This window comes from Sphingomonas mollis, from assembly GCF_016427505.1.
Classification (GTDB): Bacteria; Pseudomonadota; Alphaproteobacteria; order Sphingomonadales; family Sphingomonadaceae; genus Sphingomonas; species Sphingomonas mollis.
Genome location: NZ_JAELXS010000014.1, coordinates 11,127 through 29,923 on the forward strand (window position 1 = coordinate 11,127; position 18,797 = coordinate 29,923).

At 66.3% G+C, this 18,797-nt stretch carries 14 protein-coding genes and 2 pseudogenes; 10 read left to right on the plus strand and 6 right to left on the minus strand.

Annotated elements, in window-relative coordinates; all coding sequences use genetic code 11:
• The first annotated feature begins 109 nt into the window (after window positions 1–109).
• Both JAO74_RS17115 and JAO74_RS17120 read left to right on the plus strand, forming a co-directional pair.
• A complete protein-coding gene (locus JAO74_RS17115) occupies window positions 110–1,198 on the plus strand; it encodes a glycosyltransferase (RefSeq protein WP_199041064.1) in 1,089 nt (362 codons plus the stop codon).
• The gene (locus JAO74_RS17120; RefSeq protein ID WP_233151145.1) at window positions 1,195–2,277 is read left to right on the plus strand and encodes a glycosyltransferase; all 1,083 of its coding nucleotides are present in this window, start codon (window positions 1,195–1,197) and stop codon (window positions 2,275–2,277) included. Before JAO74_RS17115 ends, JAO74_RS17120 begins: the two co-directional genes overlap by 4 nt.
• Here the strand turns inward: JAO74_RS17120 and JAO74_RS17125 are convergent.
• Window positions 2,249–3,175 carry a glucosamine inositolphosphorylceramide transferase family protein gene (locus JAO74_RS17125; RefSeq protein WP_199041067.1) on the minus strand — a complete coding sequence of 309 codons (927 nt, stop codon included), beginning with the start codon at window positions 3,173–3,175 and terminating at the stop codon, window positions 2,249–2,251. The two genes, JAO74_RS17120 and JAO74_RS17125, sit on opposite strands and share 29 nt — an antisense overlap.
• Before the next feature lie 62 nt (window positions 3,176–3,237).
• Window positions 3,238–4,458, minus strand: coding sequence for a hypothetical protein (locus JAO74_RS17130; protein WP_199041069.1), 1,221 nt, complete (start codon window positions 4,456–4,458; stop codon window positions 3,238–3,240).
• Window positions 4,459–4,569: 111 nt separating this feature from the next.
• Here JAO74_RS17130 and JAO74_RS17135 point away from each other — a divergent pair, with 111 nt between their 5' ends.
• The 6 genes and pseudogenes from JAO74_RS17135 (at window position 4,570) to JAO74_RS17160 (ending at window position 11,323) form a co-directional block, all read left to right on the plus strand.
• On the plus strand, window positions 4,570–5,907 hold the full coding sequence (locus JAO74_RS17135; protein WP_233151146.1) for a lipopolysaccharide biosynthesis protein: 1,338 nt from the start codon (window positions 4,570–4,572) through the stop codon (window positions 5,905–5,907).
• Window positions 5,904–6,461 carry an RNA polymerase sigma factor gene (locus JAO74_RS17140; protein ID WP_199041071.1) on the plus strand — a complete coding sequence of 186 codons (558 nt, stop codon included), beginning with the start codon at window positions 5,904–5,906 and terminating at the stop codon, window positions 6,459–6,461. The genes JAO74_RS17135 and JAO74_RS17140 overlap by 4 nt, the downstream gene beginning before the upstream one ends.
• Entirely contained in the window at window positions 6,451–7,428 is a 978-nt protein-coding gene (locus JAO74_RS17145; RefSeq protein WP_199041073.1) for a FecR family protein, read from the plus strand. Before JAO74_RS17140 ends, JAO74_RS17145 begins: the two co-directional genes overlap by 11 nt.
• A 13-nt stretch (window positions 7,429–7,441) precedes the next feature.
• Window positions 7,442–9,793, plus strand: a complete 2,352-nt coding sequence (locus tag JAO74_RS17150) for a TonB-dependent receptor (protein ID WP_233151147.1) — start codon at window positions 7,442–7,444, stop codon at window positions 9,791–9,793.
• A gap of 209 nt (window positions 9,794–10,002) precedes the next feature.
• A complete protein-coding gene (locus tag JAO74_RS17155; RefSeq protein ID WP_199041077.1) occupies window positions 10,003–10,419 on the plus strand; it encodes a hypothetical protein in 417 nt (138 codons plus the stop codon).
• 125 nt (window positions 10,420–10,544) lie between these two features.
• A pseudogene (locus JAO74_RS17160) lies at window positions 10,545–11,323 on the plus strand (IS5 family transposase).
• 381 nt (window positions 11,324–11,704) lie between these two features.
• Here JAO74_RS17160 and JAO74_RS17165 read toward each other — a convergent pair.
• Complete coding sequence (locus tag JAO74_RS17165) at window positions 11,705–12,319, minus strand: PEPxxWA-CTERM sorting domain-containing protein (protein ID WP_199041079.1); 615 nt, start codon at window positions 12,317–12,319, stop codon at window positions 11,705–11,707.
• Window positions 12,320–12,377: 58 nt separating this feature from the next.
• Window positions 12,378–14,246: pseudogene (locus JAO74_RS18905) on the minus strand (DUF6055 domain-containing protein).
• 257 nt (window positions 14,247–14,503) lie between these two features.
• Between JAO74_RS18905 and JAO74_RS18910 the strand changes: the two are divergent.
• Together JAO74_RS18910 and JAO74_RS17185 are read left to right on the plus strand one after the other, a co-directional pair.
• Window positions 14,504–14,860: a hypothetical protein gene (locus tag JAO74_RS18910; protein ID WP_233151148.1), complete on the plus strand. Its 357-nt coding sequence runs from the start codon at window positions 14,504–14,506 to the stop codon at window positions 14,858–14,860.
• Complete coding sequence (locus tag JAO74_RS17185) at window positions 14,861–14,998, plus strand: hypothetical protein (protein WP_199041090.1); 138 nt, start codon at window positions 14,861–14,863, stop codon at window positions 14,996–14,998.
• Window positions 14,999–15,318: 320 nt separating this feature from the next.
• Here JAO74_RS17185 and JAO74_RS17190 read toward each other — a convergent pair whose 3' ends face one another.
• The gene (locus JAO74_RS17190) at window positions 15,319–16,209 is read right to left on the minus strand and encodes a phosphodiester glycosidase family protein (protein ID WP_199041092.1); all 891 of its coding nucleotides are present in this window, start codon (window positions 16,207–16,209) and stop codon (window positions 15,319–15,321) included.
• On the minus strand, window positions 16,206–18,773 hold the full coding sequence (locus JAO74_RS17195; protein WP_199041095.1) for a TonB-dependent receptor: 2,568 nt from the start codon (window positions 18,771–18,773) through the stop codon (window positions 16,206–16,208). The genes JAO74_RS17190 and JAO74_RS17195 overlap by 4 nt, the downstream gene beginning before the upstream one ends.
• Window positions 18,774–18,797 lie beyond the last annotated feature (24 nt).

Below are 18,797 nucleotides of genomic sequence, written 5' to 3' on the forward strand. Positions count from 1 at the left end.
CGCCGGTTGGCCGGTGCCATCGCGCGCGGACAGATCGCGACGGCCGGGGCGGCATTGATTCGTCGTTTGACTTGGCTTCCGCCGGCTATCGGCGCTAACCGCGCGGGCGATGGCCGCGCCCTTTCCGTCGATCCTTATCGTCCTGCACGATTTCGCGCTTGGCGGCACCGAGCGCGTGGCGATCCGGCTGGCGCGGGGCTGGGCGGAGCGAGGCGTTGCGGTGACGATCTTTGCCGGGTCGAACGATGGTCCGTTACGGGCGTTGGCTGGCTCGCATGTCGAGATCGTGGTGGCCGATCCGCCGATATCGAGGAAGCACGGCTCGCGTCGGCGACTGGCGCGCGCGGCGCGTGCGTTCGTCGCTCGACGCCGGTTCGGGCATGTCTTCGTGCCGGGCAACTTCCATTGGCCGGTCGCGGCGGCGCTGGCCGGGACGGGGATAGGGGTCACAGCGCAGGTCAGCGCCGCGCTCGACAAGCCGCAGCGTGGGCCGATCCGGCAATGGGCGTTCGAGATGCGCATGCGGCGGCTGTTGCGCGGGGTGAACGCGGTCGTGACATTGTCCGACAGGGCGCGCGATCAGGCCGACCGCATTCTCCGACGGCGCGTGTCGACGACGATCGCGCTGCCTGCCCTTGCCGACTATGCCCCCGCGGCGCTGCCGACCCCGGATACATCGCCGCCGGTCATCGTAGCGGCCGGGCGGCTGGTGCCGGAAAAGGGCTTTGCGCGAGTGATCGCTGCGGTCGCGGCGTTGCCCGATGCGTCGGTACGGCTCGTCATTGTCGGTGATGGACCAGAGAAGGCGGCGTTGCGGCAGCAGAGTGAGGCGCTGGGCATCGCGGACCGGGTCGAACTGGTGGGCTATGTCGCGGATATCCGGCCGTGGCTGGATACGGCGCGGCTGTTCGTGCTGGCGTCGGATTTCGAGGGGTATCCTGCGGTGCTGGTCGAGGCGCTGGCGGCGGGGCGGCCGGTGGTCGCGACCGATTGCACGCCCGCCACGGGGCTGCTTGATGCGCCGGGTGCGGGCATGGTCGTGCCGCTGGGCGACAGCGCGGCCCTGTCGCGGGCGATCGCGGCGATGCTGGCACAGGCGGCGCCCAATCCGGCGCGCCTGTCGGCGCTGGTCGAACATCACCGGATCGGGGCCGTGGCCGCCGCCTATCTCGATCTGTTCGCGGGCGTACGGCCATGAGTGATCGGTCGATGCGGATCGCCTATGTCATCAACTCGGTCGAGGGCGGCGGCGCGGCATCACCGGTGCCGGCGGTGCTGGGCGTGCTGCGTGATGGCGGGGCGGAGGTCGCGGTGTTTGCACTCACCGGGCGGGACCGCCGGGGCGAGGTCGCGATGCGGGCCGCGGGCTTCGACGTGCACGTGCGCGATGGCGGCGAGACGGATCACGTCGTGGCGCTACGCTGGCTCGATGCGACATTGCGGGGCTGGCGGCCGACGCATCTGTGGACGTCGCTGACCCGCGCGACGTTGCTCGGCCAGATCGTCGGGGCGCGCCGCCGCTGGCCGGTGGTCAGCTGGCAACACGCCGCCTTCCTGAAACCCGCCAACGAGTTCCTGTTGCGCAGGATGCAGCGCCTGTCGCGGCTCTGGGTGGGCGATTCGACGGCGGTGACGCGGTTGACGGCGGAGCGCCTGCGCGTGCCGCCGGATCGCCTGGTCCAATGGTCGATCTTCCGTGCCGATCCGGCGGCGCGCCGGGCGTCGCCATGGCAACCGGGCCAGCCCGTCCGCATCGGCAGCCTCGGCCGGCTCCACCGCGTGAAGGGATATGACGTCCTGATCGAGGCGCTGGCGCTGATCGATACGACCACGCTGTATGAAATGGTGATCGCCGGCGACGGTGCGGAGCGGGCGGCGCTGGAGGCGCGCGCCCACTCTCTAGGTATCGGGACGCTGCGGTTTGCCGGCTATGCGGCGGTGCCGGCGGATTTCCTGGCCGGGTGCCATCTCTATGTGCAGCCATCGCGATCGGAGGGGCTGTGCGTCGCTGCGCATGAGGCGATGCAGGCCGGGCTTCCCGTCGTGGCGTCGGCGGTGGGCGAACTGCCCGACAGCATCGTCGCCGGCGAGACGGGCGCCACCGTGCCGCCCGGTGATCCCGTCGCGCTGGCCGCCGCCCTGTCAGCAATGCTCGCCGATCCCGCGCGATTGGCGTCGATGGGCGAGGCGGCGCGCGCGCGCATACTCGACCGGTTCGCGCCGGATCGCTTTATCGCGTCGGGGCGGGCTATCCTCGCCCGGATGCGCGCTTTCTGATCGCTCGGCCGAGTTTGCGGCATTCGCGCACCGCCTCGATCGACAGGCCGTGCAGCGACAATTCGGTGCGCTTCATATCGACCAGCGTCACCGGCCCCGCCTCCGCCAGCGTATGCAACCCCTCGACGAACGGCGCCGCCGATGCCGGTGCCACCAGCGCGTCGCCCATCTCGGCCACGAAGTCTTCAGGCGTCAGCGTCGTGATCGTCAGCAGTCGGATCGCGCCGCCATAGGTACGGCTGCAATCCTGCACCGGCAGGACGATATGGCCGTCGATCACCAGCGGCATGCCGCCCGGCCGCGCGCTGGCGACATCGATGCGGACGGGGTTGGCGGGATGCGGCGTCCACGGTCCGGCCAGCCGGTCGGCATGGGCGACGTGCAGCGCGCTCATCTTGTCGGGCTCGCGATCGGCGGAGGTGTAGAACAGCCACCAGCGCCCGTCATGGAACACCGGCGTCGCATCGACCGCGACATGATCCAGCGCGATCACGTGCGCCGGCTCCCATCGATCGGGGAAGTCGATCGCGCGGTACAGCGTCAGCCGGCCGGACCGATGCGCCTCGGGCAGCATCCACGTCTCGCCCTCCGCCTCGAAGACCAGCGGGTACGACAGATGCCATGGCTCGTTCAGCACCGGCCGGCGATCGACCAGCCGGAACTCGGCATCGTACACCAGCACCTCGATGGCGCCGACGCGGACCCGGTAGTCATAGGTTTCGACGAACACATACAGCCGCCCGTCCCGCCACATCCCGAACGGATCGGCGATGAACCGGAAACTGCCCATCGGCGGCAGCCAGACGAGGGGCAGGCCGTCGATCGATCCGCGCGCGACGATGTCGGCGGCGGTCGCCATCACGATGGCGGGGCGCCAGATGTCCTTGCGTAGAGCCACGATGCCTGCGTCGATTCCCGGATGACGCCGCGGCGCCCTGATGCCGCGCTTGTCGCCGCCGTTCAGGCGACGCGCAAGCCCTCCGTCGCCGCCACGGCCGCTTCGCGTTCCGGCAGGATGCTGGGCGTCGCCTGCCCCAGCACGCTCATCACCGCCCGCGCCGCGCGAACGGCGGACCGCTCCTCGGTCAGCTCGAAACTGCGCTGGAACAGCGCGCGCTGCACCGGGCGATAGCGATCATGTTGCGCCACCGCGCGGTCGAGCACCTCGCCCAACCGATCAGCCCCGGTGACGACCTCGCCCGCCTGCCAGTGCGCGTAGTTCGCATCGCCCTGCCACGCGGTCGCATGCGCATCGACGAACACGCACGGGCGGGGCCGGTGGAGGAATTCATACACCTGGCTGCTGACGTCGCCCAGATAGATGTCCGCCGCCGCCGTATAGGTCATGTCGGTCGACGCGGCGCTGCCCAGATCGATATGGATGTTGGGCGCGTCATGGAAACGCTGGTCGATCGTGCCGGCACGGTCGATCCGCAGCTTGTCGATCGTCATCACGAATTTGCGATGGAACAGCATGACGTGCGGCGCGAAGATCAGGTTGTAGCGATCGTCGTGCAGAAAATGCTCCAGCACCGCGCGGCCCTGCGCATACCAGGACGACAGATGCGGCGAGGGGTGCGGGTTGTAGAGCACGGTCGGCTTGCCGTTCGCCTGGAACGGCAGGCGCGGCGCGGGATCGGGCATCAGGTCGAACTTGGGATAACCGATCAGGCTCATCCGGTCCGGCGCGACGCCGGCCTCGCGGATCAGGCGCTGGCGGATCTTGTTGCCCGACACCAGCACGTGATCGAACGTGGCGCTATGCTTGTTGAACCCGATCGCGCGGTCGCCGGCGCCGTGGCGGGTGTGGATGATCTTCAGATCCTTCAGCCCGTACCGCGTCTTCAGCAGCAGCGACGTCTTCTCCGCCACTACCAGCGCATCGAGCGAACGAAAGAAATCGAGATTGTCGCGGTACACGCCGACCTTCGTGACCGGCAGTCCCCATTCCAGCGCCCCGGCCAGCGCGCGGGTCGATCGGCGACGCAGGCCCAGCTGGATCAGCGGCACCGTCACGCCCAGCCGCTCGCACAGGCGTCGCACCTCGTGCGTCAGTCGATCGTTCGTGGTCGCCACGACGATTTCCGCCTGCGGATAACCCTCGGCCATCGCCAGCGCGGTCGGCAGGGCATGGGCGACCTGATGGACCTGATCGTGATTGAACAGAAAACCGATTTTCATATGCGGTAGACGGCGACGACCGCGATCTTCCTCATTAAAATTATCATTAGTTTCGCTGCGACAGGGAACTTTTTGGTCGCTGGCGCAGCGCGTCTCTCCTAAAGGCCCGCGATGCGATCGCTCATTCGTCGCGCGTCATCCACGGGAGAATCACCGCCGGCCGGCCGATCGGGCGTCGGGCTGGTGCTGGCCAATCTCGGTCATCTGCTCGGCGGCAAGGTGGCGGCGGGGCTCATCAGCCTGATCTATCTGGTGCTGGTCACCCATCGGCTGGGCGCGACCGACTATGGCGTGCTGGTGCTGGTCAACGCCTATGCGGTGCTGGTGGGCAGCGTGCTGGCATTCTCCGGCTTCCACGGTGTCGTCCGTTATGGCGGGCTGGCATTGGAATCGGGGGACCGCGCGGGATTTGCCCGGATCGTCCGGTTCATGGCGGTCATCGAACTGGCGTGTGGTGCGGTCGCGGTGATCGTCGCGGCGTTGCTGGTGCCGTTGATCGGGCCCCGGCTGGGCTGGTCGGCCGATACGATCCGCATCGCCGTCCCCTATAGCCTCGCGGTGATCGCCACCGTCCGCGCGACGCCGCAAGGCTTGTTGCAGATCGCGGGGCGGTTCGATCTGATCGGCCTTCATCAGGCGGTGTCGCCGCTGATCCGGCTGATCGGCGCGCTGGGGGTCTGGTTTGCCGGTGGCGGGTTGATCGGATTCATCACGGTCTGGCTGGTGGCGGCCGTCGCCGAGGGGATCGCGATGTGGGGCTTCGGTCTGATTGCGTGGCGACGGCTGGCGGCGGGCGAGCCGGTGCGCGGACCATGGCGGGGCGCGGCGCGTGATACCGAGGGGCTGAAGCGTTTCATCCTCATCACCAATTTCGACATCACGGTCCGCGAACTGGCGCCTAATCTGGCGCCGCTGACAGTGGGCTGGCTGCTCGGACCGGCGGCGGCGGGGCTGCTGGCGCTGACCCAGCGGGCGACGTCGTTACTGGCCCAGCCGACCGTCCTGCTCAGTCAGGCGAGCTACGCGGTGCTGGCGGCGCAGGTCGCGCGCGGCGAACTGGCGGCGTTACGCCATACCGTGTGGCGCAGTGTCGTGCTGGCGCTGTCCGTGGCGATCCCGATCGTGCTGGTCCTGGCGCTGATCGGCGACTGGCTGCTCGTCACGCTGGGCGGCGCGAGTTTCGCCGGCGGAACGCTGCTGATGATCCTGGTCGCGGGGGCGCGCACCGCCGGCCTGGCCAGCGCGCCGCTGGCCGCAGGCCTCACCGCCCTGGGGCTGCCCGGCCGGTCGATGACGGTGGGGCTGGTGACCAGTCTGGCGCTCTATCCCCTGCTGCCGCTGATGCTATGGCTGTTCGGCACCGACGGCGCGGGGTGGCATGCGCTGTTGCAGAACGGCGTCGCGATCGTCGCGCTGGCGGCGATGTTCCGCATCGACGCGCAGTCATGACCGAGGGCGGACTCTGCGCGGTCTTCCTCGCCGAACGGGCGATGTTCCTGCGGCTGCTCGTCACCCGGCTCGGCAGTATCGAGGAGGCGGAGGATGCGCTGCAGGACCTGTGGCTGAAACTGGGTACGGTGAGCGGTGGCCCGATCGCTGAGCCGGTCAGCTATCTCTTCCGCATGGCCAACAACATCGCCGTCGACCGACGACGGCAGGCCGCACGGCGCATCGATCGCGACACCGGCTGGATGGAAACGCGACCCGCCGCGCAGGAACAGCCCGACGCCGAGCGCGCGATGATCGCCCGCGAACGCCTTGCGCGGGTCGAGGCGACGCTGGCGGCACTACCCGAACGGGTCGCCACCGCGTTCCGGCTGTACCGGTTCGAGGGGTTGCCCCAAAGGGCGATCGCCGACCGCATGGGCATCACCGTCAGCGGGGTCGAGAAGCTGCTGCACCGCGCTTATCGGAGAATCCATCTTCAGCGATCAATCTCTGGTGCGGACGTCGGACCGCCAGAACGTCTTACCCCTGAGGAGGACCGTCGCGATGGCCGATAACGAAGACGATGCGATGCCGGCTGCCGCCGATGCGGTCGCATGGCATCTTCGTTTGCCGACCGCCAGTGCCGACGAGTGGCTGGTGTTCACGGCGTGGCTGGAGGCGGATGCGGCGCACGCACGCGCCTATGACGCGCTGTCGCGTGCCGATGCCGAGCTGGAGGATGCGCTGGTGCCGCCCGACTGGTCGGACCATGTGCCACCGGTGGCCGCCAATGACGACCGGCCACCGGCGCGCCGTCGCTGGGTAATGGGTGCATTCGGTGGTCTGGCGGCGGTCGGGCTGGCGGGCGCCGTCCTGATGTTGAATGAGGAACCGGCCAGCGCGGCGCGGATCGTCGAGACGCCGGCCGGCATCCGCCGTGCGATCGTGCTGGCGGATGGCAGCCGGATCGAAATGAACGGCAGCACGCGCCTGGCGATCGACGAACGCGCGTCGCGACTGGTGACGCTGGAACGCGGCGAGGCGACGTTCCGCGTGACGCACGACGCCGCCCGGCCGTTCGTCGTGCAGTCGGGCGAAACGCGGTTGCAGGATGTCGGCACCGTGTTCAACGTCACGCGCGTCGGTCCGCATCTGGGGGTGCAGGTGGCCGAGGGCGCGGTGCTGTTCCAGCCCGATCGCGACCGCATCATGCTGACCTCCGGCGCGGCGCTGTCGCATGTCGATGGCGAGGCGCCGCGCATGTCGGGCATCGCGGTCGGCGATGTCGGCGGCTGGCGACAGGGGCGGCTGGTATTCCAGCAGACGCCGGTACGGCTGGTGGCGGCGGCACTGGCCCGCAGCACGGGCGCGACGGTCGATGTCGCGCCGGCGCTGGCGGACACGCCGTTCACCGGTTCGATCCGGACCACCGGTGACGCCGACCGGATCGTGCCGCGCGCGGCGGCGCTGATCGGTGCGCGCGCCGTGCAGAACGGCGCCGGACGCTGGACGCTGGTCGGCGGAGGTCACGCCGGTCCGTAACGTCCGCCACGTCTTGTTGCCGTCCGTCCTGCTGTCGCTCTCCGTCACGCACCCCGTTGCCGCTCATGCGGCGTCGCGGCGGCAGATCAGTGTCGCGGCGGTGTCGCTCGATCGTGCCATCGCGATTCTGGCGCAGCAGGCCGGCGTCGATATCGGCAGCGCGGAAAGCGGGTTGGGCCGCGTCGCCACGCGCGGCGTGCGCGGCCGGCTGACCGCCGCCGCAGCGCTGGACCGATTGCTGGCGGGAACGCCCTTTGTCGCGAAACAGCTGGCGCCCGACAGCTTTCGCATCGTCCGTCGCCCGCCGCCCTTGCCCCGGCAGTCGCGTCCGGTGCGGGCGACCCCGAAGCCGCCGGTCGAACCCGCGCCCGAGATCGTCGTCACCGCCACCAAGCGCGACACCTCACGCCTGCGGTTTCCGGGGGCGCTCACCGTGCTGCGACCGGGCGGGGGTCTCGCTTTCGGAGACGATGCCGCCAACGGGATGGATCAGGCGATCGCCGCGTCGCCGATCCTGCAAAGCACCGCGCTCGGCGCCGGCCGCAACAAGCTGTTCATCCGTGGGGTCGCCGACAGCAGCTTCACCGGCCCGACGCAGACGACCGCCAATGTCTATTTCGGCGAAGTTCCGGTCGCCTATAACGGCCCCGATCCCGGTCTGAACCTGTACGACGTCGATCAGGTCGAGGTGCTGGAGGGGCCGCAAGGCACGCTGTACGGCGCCGGCGCGATCGGCGGCATCGTGCGGCTGGTGCCCCATGCGGTCGATCTGTCGCAAGTCGCCGCCGACATGTCCGGCGGGATCGAGACGACGAAATCGGGGGAGCCCGGTGGCGACATCGCCGCGATGGTCAACCTGCCGATCAGCACCGGCGTCCTGGGCTTGCGCGCGGTCGGATATCAGGTCGCGGAGGGCGGCTATATCGACGACGTCCGGCGCGGTATGCACGACGTCAACGGTACGACAACGACGGGCACCCGCATCGATCTGCGCGCTGCGCCCGCCGCCGGGTGGACGATCGATGCGGGCATGGTCGCGCAATGGGTGTCGGCGCGGGACCTGCAATATGCCGAACGGGGACTGCCGGCCCTGTCGCGGGCGTCGTTGCTGGCCCAGCCCTATGACCAGCGTTATCTGCTGGGGCGGGTGGTGCTCGACAAGCGCTGGGACGATGGCCTGCATCTGGTGTCGGCGACCGGTATCGTCAGCCGCGACGCCGACAGCCGGTTCGACGCCACACGCCCCGCCCGCCCGAACGCACCGATCGCCTATGACACCGAAGAGCGCAGCCGCCTGCTGTCGCACGAGACCCGGTTGTCGCGGACCGGGGCGAACGGTGCCGGCTGGCTGGTGGGGTTCGCGGTGATCCATGCGCGTGACACCTATGCGCGGGCATATGGCGCGCCGGACCGGCTGCGCCCCATCACCGGCGTCACCAACCGCACGCTCGATACGGCGCTGTTCGGCGAGATCGGCATGGCGCTGTCACCGTCGTTCACGCTCACCACCGGCGGGCGCATCACGCATCAGCGCACCGACGGCGATCCGATCGATGGCCAGCGCACCAACGCCTATATCCGCGGGCGCAGCGTCACCCGGATCGATCCGACGATCGGCGCCTCATGGCTGGTGGCGCCATCGGTCGCCGCCTATGCCCGCTATCAATCCGGGTTCCGGACCGGCGGGATCACGGTGGCGTCCGGCGTCGGCCGCGTCGCCGACCTGAAGCCAGACACGATCCGCGTCGCCGAGATCGGTATCCGCAAGGATCGCCGCGGGACCCTGGGGCTGGCCGGGTCGGTCGGTTTGTCGCTCACCGACTGGCGTAACATCCAGGCCGATCTCGTCGATCGGCTCGGCTTTCCGTTCACGGCCAATATCGGCGACAGCCGCATCCGCGGGGTCGAGGCCAGCGCCAACTGGGTGCCGCTGGCGGGGCTTCGCGTCGATCTGGCAATGTTCTTCAACGACACCGCGGTCGCCGCCGCCGATACCGCGCCCCGCTACAAGACGGGCGTGCGATTGCCCAACACGCCGCCCTTCGCCCTGTCGGCGGGGGTCGGCTATCGATGGTCGATCGATCGCGATGGCGATGCCGGGGTCGAGGCGGGCTGGCGCTATGTCGGCCGGTCAACGGTCGGCACGCAGGCGCCCCTCGACGTATCGCAGGGCGAATTCGGCACCGGTCATTTGGGCGGATCATGGGCGACGGGAAAGCTGCGGCTGACCGCGACGCTCGATAACGTCTTTGATGTGAAGGGCGATCGCTTCGCCGGCGGCAATCCTTTCGTCTTGACGAGACGGACTCAATATACGCCGCTTCGGCCGCGGACATTGAAACTCGGGGCGTCGATTGCGTGGTAGGCCGTAATAAGGACACGCGAGGCTGGTTTCGGCACCACATAGCTGCCTTCCACAGTCGGCCATGTTGCGCCGGTCGCGCTTCCGATTGGCAGCGATCCGAGCGGCCAGCCGGCAGTCGCCCGGATATTACCACAGGCGAGCTTTGAAGCTGTTCCTGAAAGCCGACATGCGCGATTGCTGTTTTAGGATGGGAATCCACACTTTCCGGCATGCTGGACTTTGGCAAAGCACGGTTTTGCGCTGTTTTCCAGGTAGTCCCGCTGATCTCCTGCTCAATTTTCCCGACAATGATGTTTGAAGTCTTGGCGGGTCAGTGGGGCACGAACCTTGTCTGGGAAAGCTACTTCGGCTTGGGCTGGTGCTTATCGGCGTTTTGGTCGGAAGATATCATGCACGATCAATTCTCAACAGCCACTGGATTGATCTGGGGGTGGCCGGCCTTGATGCCGCTTTACGTCACGGCGGGCTGGCTATGGAAGCGGCTCTCACAAATAGGTCGCAGAGTCGCAGCTAAAGCGCTGGCTGTGTCCGTTTTGTTCATGGTGCCAGCGAAAGCGATGCCGCACTTCGACGAGCTTGGCATCCACTTGCCTGATTACTCTATTCACTTGACCACCTCGCTTTGAAACATTCGGCTCCCCATGGTAAGATTTCTTTGCGGTCGGTCGCATAGGGTTCAAACTCAATCAGCCGGTTGAGGCGGGGTGGCTTTCCTGATTCACTACGGTGGTGGACCACGGGAGATGCGGGCATGGCGCTGTTCTGGTTGTCGGACGAGGCTTGGGCATCGATCGAGCCGCACCTGCCCAAGAACCAGCCGGGCGCGCGGCGGTGGATGACCGCCGGGTGATCTCGGGCATCCTGCACGTGCTGAAGGTGGGCTGCCGCTGGTGCGATTGCCCGGCCGAGTACGGGCCGTCGACGACGGTGTACAACCGGTTCAACCGCTGGTCGCACCGAGGCTTCTGGCTCAAGCTGCTCGACGCGCTGGTGGATGCAGGCGCGGTGACGAGGAGCACCGCGATCGACAGCACCTACGTGAAAGCTCAGCGCGCGGCTTTCGGTGCAAAAGGGGGCACTCGCACCAAGCGATCGGCCGCTCGCGCGGTGGATGGACGACCAAGGTCCACGCGCTCACCGACGTCATTGGCCGCCCGTATGCGCTGATGCTGACCGCCGGCAACGTCAGCGACATCAAAGCGGCACCGGTACTCCTCGAACGCGCCGGGCGCATGCGCTACCTGCTTGGCGACAAGGGCTACGATGCCGACCGGCTGCGCCGCTCGCTGCGCGACGCGGGTGCCGTTCCGGTCATCCCATCCCTGGCAGGCGCAACCGCAAGCGCATCATCCGCTACGACAAGGACCGATACCGCGGTCGGCACCTCATCGAGAACGCCTTCTGCCGCCTCAAGCCTGTCCTGAGCTTGTCGAAGGGGACTTCCGTCGCGTCGCCACCCGCTACGACAAGCTCGCCGCCAACTTCCTCTCAGGCGTAGCCCTCGCCACCGCCTTGGCCTTCTGGCTCTGAATGAGTCTCGACCCTAACCATCGCCGATTTCCAGCGCGATACAACCCGGCGGTGTTCCGCGAGTTTATCGCGGCCAGGTCGAGCTGTTCGGGCACGAACTGCTGGCGGTGGACGGACGTGGCTGAAGCCGGTGAGGAGGCGGGCGCGCAGCTTCAACCGCGAGCGGCTGGCGACGTATTTCGCCTCGGTTGACGCGCGGCTCGTCACCTATGACATAATCCCCGGCTGTAACGTGCTCCCCGCGTTTCCCAGCTATTGCTGGTGACACCTCCTCGGTATCTGACCGTCTACTTTCAGTCCTTCCATTCGACCAGAAAGGCGTTTTGAGGGTCGATAGTCCGATCGGCCGGATCCGCCTGAGACAAACCGCTGTTGGTTCCGTCAGACGCGAGGCTGGGCGGAGGACGGGGCATTGTCAGTACGCCTATATCGCAGGGCGACGCCGACGACGCTGAAGCCGGCGATCAGCAACAGCCAGGTCGACGGTTCGGGAACCGCGGATATGGTATCGCTATTCCTGAACGTCATATCAGTGCCAGCGGTAACGATGAGGATGCCGCCCGTGGTGACGACGGGGCTGGTCAGTGGACCAGAAAAGAAGGTTACCGGCCAGGAGGCTCCCGTGACGCCTGGATTGAAGGCAAAACGCAGGATCCCGAAGGTTCCGGCGTCGCCATCGCCGATGAAGCCGGCAAACCCGTCATCGTAGGAGACGAATACTGACGTCTTGCCGTCGATGGCATAGGTTATGCCGTTCAGCACAAGACGAAGCGACGAGAGCGGCGTCGTCTGCTCTCCAAACGCATCATAGGTATCGGCATTGTCGCCAATCCCAACGAACTCCACGGATTTCCCGGTGAACGCAGTTCCGTCGAGGGATCCGTCGAACAGTCCGGAGGAAGAATAGACCACCTTGGCCGCCTGGGCTGACGATGCCGAGAAAACAGTGGTGGCGGTAAGGGCCAGAGCGGCAAACCTGGCGACAACGTTCTTCATCGATCAAATCCTGTGTCTGATGATTGCCTGATGCAGTGATGGTGGGGTGAAGCAGGACTCAACAGGGCTTGCCGCCCGCGAGGAACCCGTTCGTGTTGTAGTTGAGGTTCCACGCAGGCACAGCGGCCGGGTTGCACGCTGATGCAGCACCCATGAACGGCACGGCCCCGTCGATCTTCACGCGATAGGGATATTTTGTTCCCTTCGTCGGAGCCCCGTCCGGTTGCCATTCGAGGCTCTCGTAGACAGATGGGGTCGCTGTGATGGCAAGATACATCCTTCCGCCGGCTGCCACGTCGAGCGATGTCGAGCCGGTTCCGGTTCCCTCCACAGAGCCCAGCGGCGAGTAGTGTGCCGTGCCATCGCTCGAGACCGAAACGATGCTGACGCGCCATGCCGCCCCGTTCACACGCGTGCCACCGGTGAGCGCGATGGAAACCTTTGCGGCGGAGGGCGTGAGTGGGACGATATGCGTGCCCCATTGCAGCAGCGATCGCGCCGCCGGTGCAGCGAAGACCTTCGGATCGCGCACGGACGCGACGGTGGCGAGCGGCGTGTAAAAGTGCGAGAGGTAAAGCGCGTCCTTCGTCGCGCTGATGTTATCCAGCAGGGCGCGTCGATTGACAAAATCCATCGACACCAGTCGGGCGCCATACCACCCCATGAAATCGCCGAACGATCAATAGCCGAGGGGAAAAGCACCGCTGGCCTGTCCTAATCGAACAAGCGCCTCGACGAAATCTTCCTGCGTATCGCCATTCGCATCGCGCCGGTTCTCACGCCAGGTGCGCCAGACCAGCTCACGGGTGCGGTCCGTTTCGTAGATATATTGCATGAATGGATAAGCCGCATAGCGGGCGTTCGAAAACAACGGCCCGCTTTCGGGATTGCTTAGATAAACACCATCGCGTCGGGCCGAGCCGGGGCTGACAGCAAACGAATTCCACTCTGCACCCACCTCCCAGATTGGACCGCCGCGACCACGAAAGCCGCCGGAGTAGAACTGGATCATGTGCCCGAACTCGTGGACCACCGTCGTTGAACCAGGTGCGAGATCCCACAGCGGGGACTGCATGCTCTCCGCCGCACTTGGCCCGCACGCCGACCGGACTTCATCGTCGGCGCCGTACCACGGCAGGCCTGTGCCGCAGATGAAAACATCCATCTTTCGTTTCCGGCTCGAGCCTCCGAACGGCATCGGCGCATTCAGCGCGTTCTTGTTTACGGCCCAAGTGTATTCGAGCCATGCGCCGACCTGCTGCATGTAGCTGTTCCACTCATGGCCGTTGTCACGCGCCCAGCGATAGCTGGCGCTGCCTGTCTTGGTGCCGAACCAAAGCGTGAAGTGCTGGGTCTGGTGATTTCCGAGGATCCCGTCCCGCAGCCGCTCCTCTGTAGTGACGTCCGGGACGTATTCCAGTGGATAGGCGGCGGGGTCGACGGGATAGGGATGGCGAGCGACCTGCTCATCGATGATCGCGACATCTTGCGCTGATAGTGAATCGGTCCGGTATTCCCTGCGACATCCATCAATAGTCTCGAACACCGCCGTACGATGAGAATATCCCCGGTTCTGGCCATAGGCGATCACCAGCCGCGCCTCGAACGGCGCACCGAACGCGGCACCCAGTGTTTCGTCCGCCATCGGTTCTGACTGCTGCGTGAGGCGGGGTGTCCACATCCGGACTTCGAGTGCACGCCAAGGGTAACTCGACGACGCTGTCGTACATACGCCGGCGTGAACGCTTTGCATGACGGGCAACGGGACTGCCTTATCAGGTGAAGGCAGGGGCGTGGCACGCAAGTTACCCGATACGATCGACACTATCGAGCTAGCCGAAAAGACACTCTTCTGATCAGCGGCGTACAGGCCGGTTGCAGCCAGAAATGTCGTAGCGAACAACTTGCCAGCCAATGCTGTCTTCATATCATATCCCGGATTTTATTATATAGCGTATGCGTACGGCCAGTTGGGCGATTCTCGTACTGGGGCCCGCGTGTATTATAGGGACACAAATTCACGGTTGACGGAGCGATCGGGTTATTTGCGCGTATCTCGATGCCGGGTTTGCGCCACGTCCAAATGAGATCGTAGGTCATGGGACCAACCAGGTCAGTCTGGCACCGCTGCGATTTCGATCTGTTTAGGCCAGATGATCGCGGTCAGTGACGGTTTAGGCAGCCGTGCGCGGGGTGGTATCGAAGGATACCGACGAGGCCGTCGAGCGTCGTGCGGCATTTGCCCCAGCGGTTCCGCTACGATCCCGTGACCGACGCCTATCACTGTCCGGCGGGCAGGTTCTCGACACCCGCTACGGTTCGGTGACGCGCGGGCATCTGTCGGTCCAGTATTCCAGCCCCGCCGCCTGTGCCGGCTGCCAGATCAAGGCGCGCTGCACCACGGGTCGCTGGCAGCGCATCAATCGCGGCGAGCACGAGGCGGTCATCGAGCGCATGGCGACACGCCTCGCAAAGCGCCTCGACATCCTCGTCATCCGCAAGTCCACCGTCGAGCACCCGTTCGGCTCGATCAAGCAATGAATGAACCAGGGCGCGTTCCTGATGCGCGGGCTGGACAAGGTCCGCGCCGAGTTCAGCCTGACCGCCCTCGCCTACGATCTCAGGCGCGCCATCACCCTCATCGGCGTGCCGGGGCTGATCCGGGCGGCAAGGGCCTGATCCGGGCCTCCAAACGCGTCACCTCCAAGCCCGATATCGCCCTACACGACGCTTATCCCGGCCTCACCGGCGCCCAGAGGATTAAAATATCAGCTCCCGCGCTACCTTGCCGTGAAGCGCTTACGTCGGTCCCAACGCCAGGAAGTTTTCGGACGCTCTCGAACGGGGAATGAGACGGTCAGGGCATTCCTAGTATCGATCCCAATGGGACGGGATCGCAAACCTTTGGGTGTTATTCCGCCCCCAACCGGACCGGCCATTAGCAGCGCATTTTTCAACGGCCTCACTATTGTTGCATATGGGCCGGTCGGCATCGCATATCAGCGCCCTTCGGCGAGGAGTACAGGTGCGTAAACCAGAAGTTCGTTGGCGACCGGCCGTTCGCGCCCCGGTATGCCGGTGTGGATGGGGCGATTGAGGACGGTCGCGCTTTTGCCGTCCGCGATGGCCAACGTCGATGAGCCGCCGCCATCGAAGCTCATCGCGTCGCTACCGCCCAACTCGCGAAACAGCGTGACCAGTGCTGCATTGTCCGCGCCCATGCTGTAGCCCTTCTGTCGGCCGTCGACGACGACGATCCATGCGCGGCGGCCGTTGGCGGACAGGCCGAACGCCGTACGCGGCCCCTTGCCGCCTTCCGCAGCGAGCGAGCGGTGGAGCGGAACGGCGTGACCGTGATGCAGGAGGTGCGGGCCGGCGGCGATCGCGTCGCGGGTCCCGGCTGGGCAGCGTTGCCCGGCGCGTATCTCGCTGCGGCGGCCGAGGCACAGGATCGCCGAGACGCGCAAATCCTGGTCGATCTCCACCGGCGATGCGACGCGGCCCGCCCCGATCGCCGCGCCCGATACGGAAACCGGCTCCCCGGTGTGTGGATAATAGTCGCTGCCCTTCGGTGTCCCGCCGAAGAAGGGCAGGAAGTAGCTGGCATTGACCGCGACCTGCGCGTGGTTGGCAACCAGCGCGTCGCGGACGGTGTGGGCGACATATTCCATGCCGCGCGACCGATCGGGTGGCGTCACCCCCATCCGCAGGCGCGGACGCGTCAGATCGAGGGTGACGATGTGGATCACCATCGGCTCGCCGGCGGCGTCGGTGCGCCGCTCCTCACGATAGGTGACGCCGTCGAACAGCTGCCTGTCCGGAACCGTGGTGGACGCCGCCTGTCCCGCCGCTGCCAAGGCCAGGGCCAGGGCCGCAAGCCACACGCTCACAGCTTCACCGCCGCGCCCAGCCAGAACTGGCGCCCGAAGAAATTCTGGTCCCGTGTGCCCAGTCCGTCGAAGTTCTCCCGATGCGCGTTGGTGGCGTTGCGGATCTCGCCGATGACCTGAATCGCGCCGAAGGTCATCCGCGCCTGCAGGTCGAGCTGATCGAACGGTCGATCATAACGGTTGGTCAACGGCGCAGTCGGACTGATCGAGGTATATTGCCGCCCGATATGCGCGTAGCTGGCTCGCGCCTGAAACCAGTCGCGCTGGTAGAACAGCGCGGCATTGCCCTGGAACCCGGGCTGCTGGATCAGCCGGTCGAAGCTGCCGCCGTCCGGGAATCGCGATTTGCCGTTGAGATAGGTCGTATTCAGCGAGACGCCGAAGTCGGCGAGCGGGCCAGGCAGGAAGCGCAGCTTGTTGACGACGATCGCCCCTTCAACCCCGAAAACCCGCGATCCGGCCAGGTTTTGCGGCTGCGTCACCTGATACGTCGTGCCGTCGATCACTGCGCTGCCGGCTGCGCGCGAATAGATGTCGTCGCGAATGTCCTTGTAGAAGGTCGCAAGCGAGATCAGCCCCGCATCGCCCGGCATGTAATATTCGAGGCTCGCGTCGAAATTCTGGGCAACCCGCGCGCGCAGATCGGGATTGCCGCGCGTCAGCACCAGCGTGGTCTGGTTCAGCGTCTCGTTGGTTCCAAGGTCGCTCGGGCTCGGCCGTCCGATCGCCTTGTAATAAGCGAGACGCAGTTTGAGCGGGTCGGACAGGTCGTAGTTGAACGTGGCCGAGGGCAACCAGCTATCATAGCCCGATCCGCGGCGAAGCGGCGTCAGCGTGTTGCCGGCGACACGGAAGCCGTCGATCGTCGTCTCTGTGTCCTCATACCGGATGCCGGCGATGAGGCTGTGACGGTCACCGGTATGGCGCAGCAGGACATAGGCTGCCATCACCTTCTCACCGACGATATAGTCGGACCGGCGTTCGTTGAGGCCCGTCTGCGCCGCGTTCAGCGTGAAGCGGGTCGGATTATCGGTGAAGTAGCGTTGGAACGCTGCGAAATCGAGCAGCGGCTGCGGTAGGTTCTGCGCGCCGGTGTAGAGCGGCGACCACCGTTCGGGCAGCACGAAGTTGGTGGCAGTCAGCGTCGTGCCGTTGGCCGGTCCCCATACCGCCTGTCGGGTGTCGAAGCCGCGTGTCGCGGCGCGATATTTCATGCCCGCGCCCAGGCCCAGGCCGCGATCCTTCGCGGTGTCGCGATAGCCCCAGTCGATCTGGCCCTCACGCACCATGTCGACCGAGCGGTCGCGATAGGGGGTGTAGGAAGCGAAGGCGTAGCCGGCGGGATCGGTGAAGGTCGCCGGATTGTCGAGTACCGCTATCGGCACGCCCCCTGTCATCGTCTGGGTATAGGCGTTGGCGGCGCTGGTCGGCAGATTGAACTGGAGCTGGTTGGACGGTTCCAAGAAGACCGCGCGCGACCAGCTGCCGCGTGCCGCCGCATGATGCCCGTCGTCGCCGGTCCACCGCAACCTGCCCTGCGCGACATAGAGCGGCTTTTCGAGCGGGAAGTCGTTGAAGCGCAGGAAGCCGCCTGCGGTATTGACCCGCGCGGTATCGCTGGCGGTGCGGGCGGTGTCCACGGTGCCGCGGGTCAGTTGCTGCTGATGGCGCAGCTCGTTATCCGATTGCTGGAAATAGGTGCCCGACACCTCTGCCTGGACGCGCGGATCGGGGCGCCATTCGAGCTTCGCGGTGCCGCCGTAGCGATCCACCGTGTTCGGGTAGGCCGCGGAGATGATGCCGCTCGCCACGGTGACGCCGTTGACGATTGTGTAGCTGGTCGGGTTGAGCCGCTCCTGGTCGCGACGCTTGCGGCTGTAGGCGCCGGTCACCACCAGCCCCCAGCGCTCGTCGGCGCCGAAGCGGGTCGCGAAGGTCGCGTCCGCGCGATAATTGAGGCCGTCGTCGGACGGGCGGTTTAAGCCCTTGCCCGGCACGCCACGGCTGTCGGACATGCCGATGAAGGCGTTGCCGACGAAGGTGCGGATACCGCGATCGAACGCGGACCGGCTGCGCAGATTGACGATGCCGCCGATGGCGTTGCCCTCGACGTCGGGCGTGCGCGACTTGATGACCTCGAGCCCCGAGACGGCCGTGGTCGGGATCGCCTCCATGTTCAGTTGCCGGTTCTGGCGCTCTGCCGTGGCCAGCACCGCGCCGTCGAGCGTCCCGACCGTGAAGTTCGGGCTCAGGCCGCGGATGCCGACATAGCGGCCCTCGTCCTCGTCGAACACGGTGGTGACGCCGGGCAGGCGACGGAAGCTGTCGGAGATGTTGTAATCGGGCTGCTGGCCGATCTCGTCGCTGGCGAGGAACTCGCCGATCCGGTCGTTGTCGCGCTTGGCGGCGATGGCTTGAGTATTCTGGCGCGTATAACCGGTGACGACGATGTCGTCCGTCGCCTCCGGCGAAACCGGTGGCGGTGCCTCCTGCGCGAAAACGGGAAGCGGAAGAACGGCGGTGGACAGCATAATCGCCCGCAACGTCCCCGTGAATCGCAACATTTCATATCCCCCTGAGAAGCAATC